The sequence below is a fragment of the Streptomyces sp. NPDC001980 genome, assembly GCF_040296885.1.
Taxonomy (GTDB): Bacteria; Actinomycetota; Actinomycetes; order Streptomycetales; family Streptomycetaceae; genus Streptomyces.
This window is the reverse complement of record NZ_JBEOYD010000002.1, coordinates 455,018-470,056: the sequence shown is the minus strand read 5'-3', so window position 1 is coordinate 470,056 and position 15,039 is coordinate 455,018. Positions and strand designations below refer to the sequence as shown.

The 15,039-nt window shown below is 72.2% G+C and carries 13 protein-coding genes; 3 read left to right on the top strand and 10 right to left on the bottom strand.

The window, feature by feature from the left end:
- Positions 1–23: 23 nt before the first annotated feature.
- Positions 24–2,546, top strand: coding sequence for a right-handed parallel beta-helix repeat-containing protein (locus ABT137_RS04505; RefSeq protein ID WP_351702246.1), 2,523 nt, complete (start codon positions 24–26; stop codon positions 2,544–2,546).
- Between the two features lie 57 nt (positions 2,547–2,603).
- Positions 2,604–3,176 (top strand): MarR family winged helix-turn-helix transcriptional regulator, encoded by a 573-nt coding sequence (locus tag ABT137_RS04500; RefSeq protein ID WP_351702243.1) that lies wholly within the window; start codon positions 2,604–2,606, stop codon positions 3,174–3,176.
- Here ABT137_RS04500 and ABT137_RS04495 read toward each other — a convergent pair whose 3' ends face one another.
- The 10 genes from ABT137_RS04495 to ABT137_RS04450 form a co-directional block, all read right to left on the bottom strand.
- Positions 3,177–3,881 carry a gamma-glutamyl-gamma-aminobutyrate hydrolase family protein gene (locus ABT137_RS04495; RefSeq protein ID WP_351702240.1) on the bottom strand — a complete coding sequence of 235 codons (705 nt, stop codon included), beginning with the start codon at positions 3,879–3,881 and terminating at the stop codon, positions 3,177–3,179.
- Positions 3,878–5,368 (bottom strand): aldehyde dehydrogenase, encoded by a 1,491-nt coding sequence (locus ABT137_RS04490; RefSeq protein WP_351702237.1) that lies wholly within the window; start codon positions 5,366–5,368, stop codon positions 3,878–3,880. Before ABT137_RS04490 ends, ABT137_RS04495 begins: the two co-directional genes overlap by 4 nt.
- 60 nt (positions 5,369–5,428) lie before the next feature.
- Positions 5,429–6,874 (bottom strand): APC family permease, encoded by a 1,446-nt coding sequence (locus ABT137_RS04485; protein ID WP_351702234.1) that lies wholly within the window; start codon positions 6,872–6,874, stop codon positions 5,429–5,431.
- A gap of 186 nt (positions 6,875–7,060) precedes the next feature.
- On the bottom strand, positions 7,061–7,699 hold the full coding sequence (locus tag ABT137_RS04480) for a TetR/AcrR family transcriptional regulator (RefSeq protein WP_351702231.1): 639 nt from the start codon (positions 7,697–7,699) through the stop codon (positions 7,061–7,063).
- Positions 7,700–7,742: 43 nt separating this feature from the next.
- Complete coding sequence (locus tag ABT137_RS04475; RefSeq protein ID WP_351702228.1) at positions 7,743–8,597, bottom strand: fumarylacetoacetate hydrolase family protein; 855 nt, start codon at positions 8,595–8,597, stop codon at positions 7,743–7,745.
- A gap of 10 nt (positions 8,598–8,607) precedes the next feature.
- Positions 8,608–9,543 (bottom strand): 3,4-dihydroxyphenylacetate 2,3-dioxygenase, encoded by a 936-nt coding sequence (locus ABT137_RS04470; RefSeq protein ID WP_351702226.1) that lies wholly within the window; start codon positions 9,541–9,543, stop codon positions 8,608–8,610.
- The gene (locus tag ABT137_RS04465) at positions 9,536–10,996 is read right to left on the bottom strand and encodes an aldehyde dehydrogenase (protein ID WP_351702223.1); all 1,461 of its coding nucleotides are present in this window, start codon (positions 10,994–10,996) and stop codon (positions 9,536–9,538) included. Before ABT137_RS04465 ends, ABT137_RS04470 begins: the two co-directional genes overlap by 8 nt.
- Positions 10,997–11,120: 124 nt before the next feature.
- Positions 11,121–11,933, bottom strand: coding sequence for an acetoacetate decarboxylase family protein (locus ABT137_RS04460; RefSeq protein WP_351702220.1), 813 nt, complete (start codon positions 11,931–11,933; stop codon positions 11,121–11,123).
- 18 nt (positions 11,934–11,951) lie between these two features.
- The gene (locus ABT137_RS04455) at positions 11,952–13,148 is read right to left on the bottom strand and encodes an NAD(P)/FAD-dependent oxidoreductase (protein WP_351702217.1); all 1,197 of its coding nucleotides are present in this window, start codon (positions 13,146–13,148) and stop codon (positions 11,952–11,954) included.
- A gap of 2 nt (positions 13,149–13,150) precedes the next feature.
- The gene (locus ABT137_RS04450) at positions 13,151–13,339 is read right to left on the bottom strand and encodes a ferredoxin (protein ID WP_217553506.1); all 189 of its coding nucleotides are present in this window, start codon (positions 13,337–13,339) and stop codon (positions 13,151–13,153) included.
- A 350-nt stretch (positions 13,340–13,689) separates the two neighbouring features.
- Here ABT137_RS04450 and ABT137_RS04445 point away from each other — a divergent pair, with 350 nt between their 5' ends.
- Entirely contained in the window at positions 13,690–15,039 is a 1,350-nt protein-coding gene (locus tag ABT137_RS04445) for a glutamine synthetase family protein (protein WP_351702214.1), read from the top strand.

Here is a 15,039-nt window from a genome sequence, read left to right as displayed (position 1 = left end):
GCACCGAGGACTGAGGAACGTAGATGACCACCCGTCACACCGTGGCGCCCAAGGGGCAGGGCGGCCGGGGCGCGTACCGGACCATCGGCGAGGCGATACGCGCCGCCTCGCCCGGCGATCTGGTGGTGATCGCCCCCGGCACCTGGACCGAGAACCTGGTCCTGGACCGCGCGGTCGTGCTCACGGCGGAGCACGGCCGGGGCAGTGTGGTGATCGCGGCGCCGCCCGGTGAGGCGCCCGCGGTGACCGTGGACGGGCCGGACTGCGCCCTGCACAACATCACGGTGTGGGGCTCGGACGCGGGCCTGCCCGCCGTGAGTGTGTCGCCGGGCGCCGGGCTGGTCCTGGAGGAGTGCTCGGTGGAGGGCGGCCGGGTCCAGGTGAAGGGCCCGGAGGACGAGGAGGGCGGTACGACGGCCGTCGTGCTGCGCCGCTGCCGTCTGGAGGGGGCCAGGCTGGCCGGTCTGCACCTGGCGGGCGGGGTCCGGGCCCGCCTGGAGGACACGGCGGTCACCGGCGTCGACGGCACGGGTGTGGTGCTGTCCGGCACCGCGAGCCTGGACGCCGTACGGCTGCGGCTGGAGCGTACGACCGGGTCCGGGATGCGGTTGCGCGGCCGGTCCCGGCTGCGGCTGACCGATTCGGTCCTGGCCGGCAGTGGCAGGGCGGGGCTGCTCCTGGAGGACGCGACCGAGGCCACGGCCGGGGAGTCGCGGATCGAGACGCCCGGGGCGGCGGGGGTGCATCTGACCGGTTCGGCGCGGGCCGAGCTGACCGACTGCCGGATCCGGGGAGCGGCCGCCAGCGGGCTGGTCGTGCAGGAGACCGCGCGGCTCAGCGCCTCGGGCTGTTCCGTGGCCGACGCGGGGGCCAACGGCCTCCTGGTCACGGGTTCGGCCGAGGCGGAGCTGGCCGACTGCCGGATCGACCGCAGCACCTTCAGCGCGGTGCATCTGGCCGGTACGGCCGTCGGGCGGCTCGCCGACTGCCGGGTGCGGGGCGGCTCCGAGCACGGGGTGCACGCCACGGGCGAGGCCCGGATCGAGCTGACCGACTGCGGGATCACCGACGTCGCCATGACCGGGGTCAGTGTCCTGGAGCGGGCGGTGGCCACGCTCACCGGCTGCCGGGTCGCCGGGTCCGCCGCGGGGATCGGCATCGGCTCGCCCGCCGGCAGCACGGTCGCGGATACCACGGTGACCGGGACGAAGGAGATCGGCGTGCAGGTCGCCAAGGGCGCCGCCGTCTCCCTCGCCGGGATCCGGATCAGCGGTGCGGGAGCGGCCGGTCTGGTGGTCGACGAGGGCGCCGAGGCGACGGTGACCGGCGGCCGGGTCGAGGACTGCGCGGGCTCCGGCGCCGTCGTGTGGACCGGCGCCAGGCCGGAGGTGACCGGGCTGCACATCGACCGGCCGGGCAAGAACGGGGTGTTCCTGGCCGAGGGCGCGGGCGGCACGTTCACCTCGCTCGACGTCACCCGGGCTGGTTTCCCGGCCCTGCACGTCGCCAAGGGCGCCGACCCGGTCTTCCGGCACTGCCGGATCCGGGACTGCGCGGAGGCGCTGGGCACCGACGAGGGCGCCAAGCCGGTCCTGGAGGACTGCACGGCCGACGGCACCCCGCTGACCTTCGGCACCCCGGCCGCGGCCCCCGCGAACGGCAGACCGGGTGCGGCCCCCACCTCCTCTTCCGCCGCCAAGGCCGCCGACGACTCCGACGAGCCGGAGGAGGAGAACCTGGAGGACCTGCTCGGCAAACTCCACGAACTGGTCGGCCTGGACCGCGTGAAGCAGGACGTCGGCTCCCTGGTCAAGCTCATGCAGACGGTCCGCCGCCGCGAGGAGGCCGGGCTGCCCGCCCCGCCGCTCAGCCGCCACCTGGTGTTCGCCGGCAACCCCGGCACCGGCAAGACCACGGTCGCCCGCCTCTACGGCCGCCTTCTCAAGGCCCTCGGCCTGCTCCGCCGGGGCCATCTGATCGAGGTCGACCGGACCGCGCTGGTCGGCGAGTACGTCGGCCACACCGGCCCGAAGACCACCGCCGCCTTCAACCGGGCGCTCGGCGGCGTCCTCTTCATCGACGAGGCCTACTCGCTGGCCCCGGCCTTCGCGGGCAACGACTTCGGCACCGAGGCCGTGGCGACGCTGGTGAAGCTGATGGAGGACCACCGCGACGACGTGGTGGTCATCGCCGCCGGCTACCCCGGCGACATGCACCGCTTCATCGGCTCCAACCCCGGCCTCGCCTCCCGTTTCGGCCGCACCCTCCTCTTCGAGGACTACGAGCCGGGCGAGCTGGTGTCGATCGTCGAGTTCCAGGCGGGGCAGCACCGCTACGAGCTGACGCCCACGGCCCGTACCGAACTGTTCTCCCTCTTCGAGGCCATGCCCCGGGGCGAGGGCTTCGGCAACGGCCGTTCGGCCCGCCAGATCTTCCAGGAGACGACCGAACGCCAGGCCCAGCGCGTCGCCGAGCTCACCGCCCCGACGGCGGAGCAGCTGATCAGCCTGGAGGCCCACGACCTGCCCCACCCGGCCACCCGCTGACGGCACGCTTCGTTCCGTACAATTTGAGGCCGAACGAAGGTCGAGAAGGAGTCACCCGTGCCCGGTCATCGGTCCATCACCGAAGCGGAGAAGCTCGCCTCGGCGAAGCTCGGCGGGATCCCGGTCCGCCGGGACCAGATGGCGGCCGTGGCCAACATCCACCGGGCCGCCTCCGCCGTGCGCCAGCATCTGGAGAACTCCGTGCTGCGCGGCTCGGATCTCACCTGGACCGCGTTCGTGGTGCTGTGGGTCGTCTGGGTGTGGGGCGAGTCGGAGACCCGGCACGTGGCGGAGGAGGCCGGGATCTCCAAGGGCACCCTCACCGGTGTGGCCCGCACCCTGGAGTCGCGTGGCCTGCTCGGCCGCACCGGGCATCCGGACGACGGCCGCCTGGTGCTGCTCAGCCTCACCGAGCAGGGCGAGGAGCTGATGCAGCGGGTGTTCCCGGAGTTCAACGCGGAGGAGGCCTTCGTGACCTCCGGGCTCAGCGACGCCGAGTGCCGGACCCTCGCGGAGCTGCTGCGGCGGGTCGTGCTCCAGGTCGAGGACCACGGCGAGGAGCGGCGGCGGGAACTGCTCGACGGCGCCGAGCCCGCGCCGCGCCGCAGCGGACGGCGGCCCAAGGACTGATCAGACGGCCGCAGCCCGGACGAGCGCGTCGAAGAGACGCTGCTGTACCGGGTCTTCGTGCGCGGTGTCCTCCGGGTGCCACTGGACCGCGGTGAACCAACCCCGTCCATCGGTCGGTTCGAGTCCCTCGACCGTACCGTCCTCGGCCGTCGCGGTGACGGTGAGGCCGGTGCCGAGGCGGTCCACGCGCTGGTGGTGGTAGCAGGAGGCGGCCACTTTCTCCTCCCCCAGCGCTTGTTCGACGCGCGACCCGGGCCGGACCGTCACCGGATGGCGCAGGTGCCGGTGGGTGCGGTCCGGGCCGCCCATGTCCTGTTCCAGCGTGCCGCCCAGCGCCACGTTCACGGCCTGCAGTCCCCGGCAGATCGCCAGCAGCGGCAGGCCCGACTCCAGTGCGTGCCGGGCGACTTGAAGATCAAAGGCGTCCTGGAGGTCGTCGACGTCGTAGACGGTGTCGTGGGTGTCCGTCGCTCCGTACCGGTGCGGGGCGAGGTCGCCGCCCCCGGGCAGCAGCACGCCGTCGAAGCGGGCGAGCCGGCCGGGCACGTCGGTGTCGGCGGGGTGGATGCTCGCGGGTTCGCCGCCGGCCCGCCAGACGGCCTCGATCAGGGCCCGGGCGTTGACCTCGGCGGCGAAGCGCAGCGCCGAGCTGGTGGCGGAGAACCGGGCGGGTACGGCGATGAGCGGACGGGGCGGACGGGTCACAGCTGGATCCAGGTCGTCTTGAGTTCGGTGTACTTGTCGATCGCGTGCGCGGACTTGTCCCGCCCGTTGCCGGACTGCTTCATCCCGCCGAAGGGCACGGTCAGGTCGCCCTCCTCGTAGCAGTTCACCCAGACCGTGCCGGCCTTCAGGGCGCGGGAGACCCGGTGCGCGGTGGACAGGTCGGAGGTCCACAGGCCGGCCGCGAGGCCGTACTCGGTGGCGTTGGCGAGCCGGACCGCCTCGTCCAGGCCGTCGAAGGCGAGGACGGACAGCACAGGGCCGAAGATCTCCTCGCGGGCAAGGCGCATACCCGGGTCGACGCGGTCGAAGACCGTCGGTCGCAGATAGCTGCCGCCGCTCTCCGCCAGGGTGCGTTCCCCGCCCGTGCGCAGCCGGGCGCCCTGCTCACGGCCGGCGTCGACATGCCCCTGCACGCGCTCCAGATGCGCCTCCCCGACCAGCGCGCCCATCTCGGTCGCCGGGTCGAGCGGGTCGCCGATGCGGAGTTCCTCGGCCCGGCGGACGACGGCGTCGGTGACGCGCTCGGCGATCGAGGAGTGGACCAGGAGCCGGGAGGGCGCGGTGCACATCTCGCCCTGGTTGAAGAAGATGCCCCAGGCGGCGGTGGCGGCGGCCCGGTCCAGGTCGGGGGCGTCCGGGAGGATGATGTTGGGCGACTTGCCGCCCAGCTCCAGCCAGACCCGCTTGAGGTTGGAGTCGGCGGAGTAGCGCAGGAAGTGGCGGCCGACGGCGGTGGAGCCGGTGAAGGCCAGTACGTCGATGTCGGGGTGGAGGCCGATCGCCCGCCCGGCCGTGGGGCCGTCGCCGGTGACGACGTTGAGGACGCCGGGCGGGAGTCCGGCCTCGGTGCCGATGCGGCCGAGGAGCAGGGCGGAGAGCGGGGAGGACTCGGACGGCTTCAGGACGACCGTACAGCCGGCCGCGAGCGCCGGGGCCACCTTCCAACTCGCCAGCGTCAGAGGGAAGTTCCAGGGGACCACGGCGCCGACGACACCGGTCGGTTCACGAGTGATCAGGGCGAGGGCGTCGGAGGCGGTGTGCGGGGACTCGTCGGTGAGCTTGTCCGCCAGTTGCCCGTACCAGCGGAAGGTGGTGATCGCCGCGCGCAGTTCGATGGCGTACGCCTCGGTGATCGGCTTGCCCATCTCCAGGGTGATCGTGAGGGCGAGCTCCGCCCGCTGTTCTTCGAGGAGTTCGGCCATGCGCAGCAGGATCCGGCCGCGCTCGGCGGGTGCCATGCGCGGCCAGGGCCCGGCGTCGAAGGCGCGGCGGGCGGCGGCCACGGCGTGGTCGACCTCGGCCGGGCCGGCATCGGCGACCTGGGTGAGGAGCTGTCCGTCCCGGGGTGAGACGACGGCGAAGGCCGCTCCTCCGCCGGGCTCGTCGGTGCCGTCGATGTGGTGCTGTGCGGGCAGGTCGAGGGCCTTGGCCCGGCCGATCAGTTCGTCGGGGGTGAGGTCCAGCATGGTGATCCCAATCGAAGGGTGTGGGGCCCGGCCGTGCGGGGCCGGGCCCGGCGGGGTGCGTCAGCGGCCGTGGACGAGCCGTGCCGTGCCCGCCCCGAGGAGCAGGACGGCGGGGACGGCGAGGACGAGCCAGACGGCCGTGGTGGTGGCGCCGCCGATGAGGGTCGTGAAGTTGGCCAGGATCACCCAGATCATGGCGGCGATGCCGAGGGCGCCGAGGGCCGGGGCGATCCGCGTGTTCCAGGGCCGGGTGTCGAGGCGCTCGCGGCGGAAGAAGACGATCACCGAGACCGAGGTCAGGAAGTACAGCAGCATGCAGGCGAGGACCCCGACGCCGCTGAACCAGGAGAAGAGGGTGAGGACCGGGTCCTTGCCGGCGAGGGCGAAGGGCATCACCAGGAGCACCGCGATCGCCGTCTGCACCAGGCCCGCGACCCACGGCGAGTGCCGGTGGTTGAGGGTGCGCAGGCGGCCCGGCAGCAGGCCCTCGCGGCTGAGGGAGAACAGGTAGCGGTTGGCGGAGTTGTGGAAGGCGAGGATGCCGGCGAAGAGGGAGGTGGCGAGTAGGATCGGCAGGACGTCGTCGGCCCAGCCGCCGAACTGGTCGGCGATCGGCGCGAAGACGAAGACGGTGGAGTCGCCGCCCGCCAGCGCCTTGCCCGCGGCCGCGGTGACCTTCGAGGGGCCGTACGAGGAGACCAGCATCCACGACACGAAGGCGAAGAAGCCGGTGACCACGGTGACCGAGAGGTAGGTGGCGCGGGGGACGGTCTTGCGGGGTTCGCGGGCCTCCTCGCCGTAGATGGCGGTGGCCTCGAAGCCGAACATCGAGGCGACGGCGAACATCAGGGCCACGCCGGGTGCGCCCTGGAGCACCGCGTGCGGCGAGAACGTGCCGCCGAAGTCGAGCCCTTCGGGCCCGCCGCCCTTGACGAAGGTGACCAGGGCGAAGGCGAGCAGGATGCTGAACTCGGCCAGCACGAACACGGCGAGGACCTTGGCGCCCAGCTCGATCCCGGCGGCGCCCAGCACCTGGACCACGGCCATGGTCACCAGGGCCCAGACCCACCAGGCGATGTGCGCGCCGGAGTAGTGCTCGACGAGCCCGCCGACGGCGTACCCGTACAGACCGTACATCGCGGCCTGGACCGTGCAGTAGGCGAACAGCGCCACGGCGGCGCTGCCACTGCCGGTCGTCCGGCCGAGCCCCTTGCCGATGTACGTGTAGAAGGCGCCGGCGTTGACGACGTGCCGGCCCATGGCCACGAAGCCCACGGAGAACAGCAGGATGACCGCTCCGGCGAGGGCGTAGGCGGCCGGGGCCCCGGCGCCGTTGCCGACGGCGACCGCGATCGGCACGGCGCCCGCGATACCGGTGAGCGGCGCCTGGGCGGACAGGACGAAGAAGAGGATGCCCAGGACACCCAGGGCGTTGCGTTTGAGGGTGGCCGCGGGCTGGTTGCCCGCTCCGGCCTGCGGAGAGGCGTCGACCGTCTGACTGTCCACTCGGATCACCTGCTGAGGGGAAGGGAGAGTTTTCGTTTTGAGCCAAACGAGTTGCCTCATGGTGGGCCGGAACTATCCATCTGACAAGGGGGTGGGAAGGGGAATTTACGCCAGGGAAACCGACCGGCCCAGGGCATGGCAAACCCCCCGGCGCGACCGCGACGGGGGGCTCCGGGCCGGGCACGCTCAGTCGCGACGGTCCGGCGACCGCTCACCCAGGGTGCGCAGGAGGGAACGCAGCTCGGCCAGGGCCGCCTCGGTGTCGGCGCGGTCGCCGATGCCGGTGAGCTGGTGCAGCACCAGGCCGTCCAGCGCGGCGAAGACCAGCCGGTTGAACGCCGGACTCGCGTCGCCGGGCAGGATGCGGGCCAGCTCGCGCCGGGAGGCGCCGAAGTACTCGTCGTAGAGCGCGCGGACCTGCGGGAGCAGCTCGGGCCGGCGGCGGGCCTCCAGGAGCAGCTCGTACTGGTACGCCTGGCCGTCCGCGTCGTCCTCGACCATGTCCGTCAGGCCGGCCACGAAGTCCTCGGGCTTCCCGGTGCCGGGCTCCAGCAGGCTGCTGCTGAGGCTGAGGCGCACGGCGTAGGCGAGGGACTCCTCGATCAGCGCGTCCCGGGAGCCGAAGTGGTGGACGACCAGGCCATGGGTGACCCCGGCCTCCTCGGCCACGGCACGGTAGGTGAGGTGCCGCAGCCCCCGTGCGCCGACGACCCGGACCGCGGCCCTGAGCAGCGCCTCGCGCCCCTCGCCGTAGCCGAGCCGCCTGCGCGACCGGTCCTCCGGCTGGTCGTCGGGCTGGTGCGGGGGCTCGGCGGATTCGGTCATGGTCGCGACCCTACCCGCCGGTTCCCGGCGCCTGCCGTGGCGTCTACCTGCGGGGTGCGCGGATGCCACGGAACTCCCAGTCGCCGCCGAGCGCGGTGGACAGCACTTCCTCGGACTCGGTGGGCTGGGCGCCGACGTCGGTGCGGACCGGAGTGGGCCCGGTGACGATGTGGTTGGTGAGCCGCCCGAGGCCCTCCACCTCGACCTCGACGACATCGCCGGGCTGCACGGGCCGCGAGTTGGCCGGGGTGCCGGACAGCAGTACGTCGCCGGGGTGGAGGGTGATCGTGCGGGCGATGTCGGCGACGAGATAGTGCATGTCCCACTTCATCTCGTCGGTGGATCCGTCCTGGACGACCTCGCCGTTGACGTACGTGCGCAGCCGCTTGCCGTGGAAGTCCCAGTCGGTGACCAGGCCGGGACCCAGCGGGCACAGGGTGTCCGACCCCTTCACCCGCAGCATGGAGCCGGCGTCGGTGTCCCGGAAGTCGTGCAGTCCGTAGTCGTTGGCGACCGTGTACCCGGCGATGTACTCCCCCGCCTCGGCAGGCGAGACGTTCCGTGCGGTCTTCCCGATGACGATGGCGACCTCGCCCTCGTAGTTGAGCCACTTGCAGCCGTCGGGCCGGACGACGGCGCCCCGGTGGGAGTTGAGGGCGGAGGTCGGCTTGTGGAAGTAGGTCGGGGTGTCGGGCAGCCCGATCCGGAACTCCTCGACCCGGCTGCGGTGGTTGAGGTGGACGGCGATCACCTTGGACGGCACGACCGGCGGCAGATGCTGCGCCTCCTCGATCCTGACGCGGCGCCCGTCCCCGGCGACGAGTTCGTCCCCGTCGACGGTGACCTGGACGGCGGCGCCGTCGAGGAGGATACGGCGATACTCGGAAAAAGCAGCCATGGCGGCCTTCCTAGGGACGGCGGTGCGGGTGGTGGGGCGCGGCTGTCAGGGGCGAATCGGTGCCGGTCCAGCCGCCGGCGGGCCGGTCGAACCAGAGGTGCACCTGGCCGGTGCCGACGGAGTTCTCGTACTCGCCGTACTGCCGGGCCGGTGCGGCACAGGCCTGCTCGCCGAGGGCGCCGGCCAGCATCAGGTAGTGGGCGAACTTCGCTTCGGGCTTGAACTTCCAGAACGCGTCCATGGTGTCGAGGACCTTGTCGTGACGGCCCTCCTTGAACCACTCGATGCGCTCGTGGTCTGCTGCCCGGGCCTCGGGGGTGCGGATGTGCACCGGGTCGCTGGCCTCGTGGTCACGCAGCTCGCGCAGCGGCCAGAAGGTGTGCGAGAGGGCACCGGAGGCGAGGAGCAGTACCCGCCGCCCCGGGGTGGCGGCGATGCCGTCGGCGAGCGCCCGCCCGAGCCGCAGATGGTCCTCCATGTCCCCGGTCTGGCACACCCCGATGGTCACCCACCGCTTGTCGGGCAGGCCCTCGCCCAGGAACTTCCAGAGGTTGATGGTGGCGTAGTAGATCGGCAGGTACTCGTCGTCGATCGCGGTGATCCAGGTGCCGTGCCTGTCGGCGAACCTCTCGACGTTGCGGGCGAGTTCGGGGTCACCGGGAAAGTCGTACGGCATCCGGCACATCCCGCGCGGCAGTTCCTCGGAGGTGAACAGTCCCGCCCGGCGCTGCTGGGCCGTGACCACGAACTCGACGGTCGTCGCCCAGTGTGAATCCAGTACGACGACGGTGTCGTAGTCGTCCCGCTCGAAGACGTCCGTGCGCAGCTCGCGCAGGCCGGTGACGAGGGTGATCTCTTTACCCTCGTTCAGCTCCAGCCGGTCGGCCTCCGGCAGCACGATGGTGGGGACGTGGGCGAGGAGCCCCGCCCCGACGATCTCACCCATGGTCCTTCCAGCCCTTCGGTGCGGTGACGGTGTTCTTCAGGTCGCAGTAGAAGTCGAAGCTCCAGGTGCCGCCCTCGCGCCCGACCCCGGAGAGCCGGGAGCCGCCGAACGGCGCCTGGAGGTCACGCACGAAGAAGCAGTTGACCCACACGGTGCCGGCGACCAACTGCCCGGTGACTCGCTCGGCACGCTCGGGGTCACCGGTGGCGAGGGTGGCGGCGAGCCCGAACCGGGTGTCGTTCGCGAGCCGGACCGCCTCCTCCTCGTCGGCGAAGGTCTGGAGGGTGAGGACGGGCCCGAAGACCTCCTCCTGCACGACCTCGCTGTCCTGCGCGACGTCGGTGAGGAGCGTCGGCGCGTAGAACTGCCCGTCCTGGCGATGCCCGCCCATCACGGCACGCGCCCCTCCCGCGATCGCCCGCTGCACGAACCCGTCGATCTTCTCCAGCTGACGGGGGTGGATGTTGGGCCCGATGTCGGTGTCCTCGTCGCGCGGATCCCCCTGCCGCAGGGCGCGCGCCCGCTCCACGAACCGCCGGGTGAACTCCTCGGCGACCGACTCCTCGACGAGCAGGCGGGTGCCGGCGAGACAGACCTGCCCGGCGTTGTCGTACTGCTCCACCGCGAGGTCGACGGCCAGGTCGAGATCGGCGTCGGCGAAGACCAACAGCGGTGATTTGCCGCCGAGTTCGAGGCTCAGGGGGGTGAGGTTGGCGGCGGCGGAGGCGGCGATGCGCCTGGCCGTGGGGACAGAACCCGTGAAGCTGATGCGGCGCACGTCCGGGTGGGACGTGAGCGCATCACCGATCTCGGCGCCGTACCCCTGCACGACGTTGAGCACACCGGCGGGCAGCCCGGCCTCGGCCGCGATGTCGGCGAGGAGGGAGGCGGTGAGCGGGGACCACTCGGCGGGCTTGAGGATCACGGTGTTCCCGGCGGCGAGGGCCGGGGCGACCTTCCAGGTGGCCAGCATGAGCGGGGCGTTCCACGGGGTGATCAGCACGCAGGGACCGGCGGGGTCCCAGCTGACGTGGTTGCGGTGGCCACGGGTCTCGAAGTCCTCGTGGCCGAGCTTGAGCAACCAGTCCGCGAAGAAACGGAAGTTGTGCGCGACGCGGGGCATGACTCCGCGCCGGTGCGAGCGAAGGAGGGCACCGTTGTCGGTGGTCTCGACGATCGCGAGCTCTTCGATGCGCTTCTCGACCCCGTCGGCGATGGCGTGCAGGATCCGGGCGCGTTCGGCACGGGGGGTGGCGGCCCAGGAGGGGAAGGCGGCTCGGGCGGCGGCAACGGCGGCTTCGGCTTCGGCAGGACCGCCACGGGCGATTTCGCCAAGGACGCTGCCGTCAATGGGAGAGGTATCGGTGAAAGTGTCGCCGGAGGCGACGCGTTGACCGCCGATCCAGTGCCGGGTGTCGACGGAAACACCGGCGACGGCAACTTTGTCGATCATGACATGGGCTCCTGTTCGAAAGAGGGGAACTGCCCCCACCTAGGGGCGCGGGGCTGTGTTCAATTTGCGGCTGCCGCCGCGTGGGCGCGACCAGCCACGAACCACCCGCACCCGACCACGCACCTCACTCGGCAACCACTCCCGACGTTCCGGACTCAAGAAGCCGCCCCCCATCCCAAACCACCCCCACCTGCCGGTAATACGCGGCGATCGGCTCCCGGACCTCCAGCCGGGCCAGCTCCTCCGTAGGCGCCTCGAACAACTCCAACTCGGCGTCCCCCACCCACGGTTGGCCCCCTTCAAAGTCCGCCGCCCCCGACTCGATCAGCTCATCCAGAGCCAACCCCTTGCCCTTCTCGATCGCCGGCAGCCACCGGTGATGAGCCATCGGATGCCCGTTGACGAACCCGTTCGTCCCGGACGGCTCCCGCAGCGTCACCACCACCTGGGCCAGCCGCCGGTCGGCCGCCGCCAGCGTCGCCCCGAACCGCGCCCCCGCCTCGATCCGAGGCGCGGGCCCGTAAGGATGCGGCCGCGTCTGGTGAATCGACCCGAGCTTCTTCGGATACCCCTGGTGCAGGCCCCGGGCGATCGCAAAGTCCTTGTCGACCCAGATGTAGACGCACCGCGAGTACGTCTGCCCCCGGTACCTGCAGCGCACGACCGCAAAGGCCTCCTTGTACTGCGCGCGCACCGGATCGAGAAGTTCCGCCCCGGACGCCGAGCAGGACTGCCAGTCGGCCCAGATCAGGGCGACCGCGCCCGGATCCTCGTCGGCCAATTCCAGTGGCTCGGGCAGCAGTTCGCGCACCCGCGCGGGATCCGTGCGGTACTCGACGGTGAGCAGGTCACCGGAGTACCGCCACGGCGGCGCCGGGATCAGCGACGAGGCACCGCTCGCCGTCCTGGGGTGGAAAAAGCCACGCACACCGGTCACTTGAGGCTCCTCGGTCGGTCAGGAAACGGTCAGGGCGGGCTGCTTCAGCAGCTCGGCTCGGTAGCGGGCGGCGGACGCGGCCACGGCCGGACCGCCGAGCGCGACGACACCGACGAGCAGGCCGTCGCGGTGGTAGCCGACGAGCACGTCCCCCTCCGGGTCGCCGTCGAGGACGCGGACGTCCTCCTTGCCGAGCACCGGCGCCCCGAAGGACTGCAGCCGGAAGTCGTGCTGGTCGCTCCAGAAGGTGGGCAACGGCGCGAAGGGCGCCGGATCGGCGTCGGCGACCAGCGTCCTCGCCGCGTGCTTGGCGGTGTCGGTCGGGATGCACCAGTGCTCGACCCGGCGCGGCACACCGTCGTAGCGGGCGTTGGGGAACCGCGCCACGTCGCCGACCGCGACCACGTCCGGCCGGCCGCCGGCCCGCAGGAAGGCGTCGGTGAGCACCCCGTCGGTCAGGTCGAGCCCGTTGCCGTCGAGCCACTCGGTGTTGGCGACGGAACCGACCGACTCGACCACCACGTCGGCGGGCAGCACGGAACCGTCGCTCAACTCCACCCCGGTCACCCGCTCGTCCCCCAGGAACCCGGCCACCCCGGTCCCGAGCGCGAAGCGCACCCCGCGCTCCTCGTGCCGCTTCAGCAGCGCCCGGCCCAGCAGCTCTCCGAGCGGCCCGGCCATCGGCAGCGGCAGCGGGTCGACGACCGTCACCTCGGCGACACCGAGGCCCACCGCGGTCGCGGCGACCTCGCAGCCGATGAACCCGGCCCCGACCACGACGACCCGGGCACCGGGCCGGGTCAGCGCCTCGCGCAGCTCCCGGCCGTCGTCGAGCGTGCGGACCGTGTGGCGCCCGGCCCGCGGCCCTGGGCAGTCCAGGCGCCGGGGGCGCATCCCGGTGGCGACGACCAGTCCGTCGTACGACAGCTCGGTGCCGTCGTCGAGCCGTACGGTCCGCTCGTCGAGTCCCGCGGCGGCCGCTGCTCTGCCCAGCCGCCACTCGACGTCGGCCACGCCTGCGCGCGGCCGGAAGGCGAGGGACTCGAAGGAGGCCTTGCCGGCCAGGACCTCCTTGGACAGGGGCGGCCGGTTGTAGGGCATGTGCGGTTCATCGCCGACGAGGGTGATCGCGCCGGTCCAGCCCGCCGCGCGCAGTTGCTCGGCTGCGCGCAGGCCGGCCATGGAGGCCCCGGCCACCACGATGCGCGCGTGCACGGTCAGGCCTCGATCCGGATGGCCTGGAGCGGGCAGACGTCGGCCGCTTCCTCGACCTCGTCGCGCAGTGCGTCGTCCGGGTCGGAGACGTGGACGAGGTGGCCGGCGTCGTCCAGGGAGAAGACGTCGGGGGCCGCGAAGACGCACTGGCCGTGGTCCTGGCACTTGTTCATGTCGACGACGACCTTCATGGCCGGTCCTCCTGAGGGAGCGGGAGCGAAGGGAGAGGGGGAGGAAGTGGGCCCGGCCGGTCCTGCCGACCGGGCCCTGCCAACGGGTTGCGGCGGACCGCGCCCCGGACTCGTTTGGCTTCAAACAAGGTAGGCAGCCGCCATCCCCTGGTCAATACCTATCCGTATGGATAAATTCTTTGCACCGCCCTCTTGCGGCAAGGTGCGCCCCTGCCTACCGTTTGGCTTCAAACAGCAGGCCGGAGTGCTGCCGATGCCCTCTCACATCGAGCCCCGGCCACCGGCTCTCACCTCCCACACCACCCTGCTCTTCGTGGTGTCCCGACGTCCGTCCGCCCAAGGAGACAACGGTGAGCGATCAAGACCACGCAGAAGTCCGCCGGCACCTGGACCGGCTCGCCGCCGACGGCATCGACGTCGTCCGGGTGACCTATCCCGACCTCATCGGCACGGACCGGGCGCGTGACGTGCTGGTCGAGGAGCTGCCCCGGGCCCTGGAGCACGGGCTGGCCTTCTGCCGGGCCGTGTACCACACCAGCCCGCAGGGGGACGTGGTGCCGGTCAGCGGCGGTCTGGACGCCGGGCTGCCGGACGTCTGCGTACGGCCGGACCTCAGCACCCTGGTCGCACTGCCCTGGGAGCCGGGCGTGGCCGCCTGCCTCGCCGACGTCACCGATCCGGCCACCGGCGCGCCCGCCCCCGAGTCACCGCGCGACCTGCTGCGGTCGGTCCTGGAGCGGTGCCGGGAGCACGGGCTGAGCCCGGTCGTCGGGCCCGAGCTGGAGTACTTCCTGTGCGAGCAGGACCCGGGCGGCGGCTGGCGGCGCTACGGCAGCACCCCCGGTGTCGTCTACACCGCCGGACTGCGCGCCGACCCCGACAACCACCTGCTCCGCACCCTGCGGCAGGTGCGCGACCTGCGCATCGGGGTGCTGAGCGGGAACCACGAGTTCGACGGCGGGCAGTTCGAGATCAACCTCCTGCACTCCGGCGCCCTGTCCGCCGCCGACCGGGCGTTCCGCTTCAAGGCCGCGGTGAAGGAACTGGCCCGGCGCGAGGGGCGGCTGGCCACCTTCATGGCGAAGCCTTTCAACGACGCCGGCGGCTCGGGCTTCCACCTGCACCTGTCCGGTACCGACGCCGAGGGCCGCAACGCCTTCGACGACCCCGCCGGTGCCTACGGCCTGTCCGCCACCGCCCGGCACGCCGTCGCCGGTGTCCTCGCGCACGCGCCCGCCCTGGCCGCGCTGCTCAACCCGACCGTCAACTCGTACAAACGCTTCGGCCCGGACACCCTGGCCCCCTGGCTCATCGACTGGGGCCTGGACAACCGCAGCGCGATGGTCCGGGTGCCGCCCGAGCGCGGCGCCGGCGCCCGGCTCGAACTGCGCCTGGGCGACGCGAGCGCCAACCCGTACCTGGCGATCGCCGCGACCACGGCCGCCGCACTGCTCGGCATCCTGGCCGCCGAGGAGCCGCCCGCCCCGCTGGAGGGCTACGGCTACGACACCACGAAGGCGGCCCTGCTGCCCACGGACCTGTCCGCCGCACTGGACGCGCTGGAGTCGGACACCGCGCTCGCCGGGCTGCTCGGCAAGGACTTCACCGGCTCGTACCTGTCCTACAAGCGCAACGAGGTCGAACGCTTCCAACGGCATGTCACCGACTGGGAGTTCAACGAGTACGCCTACCACCTGTGA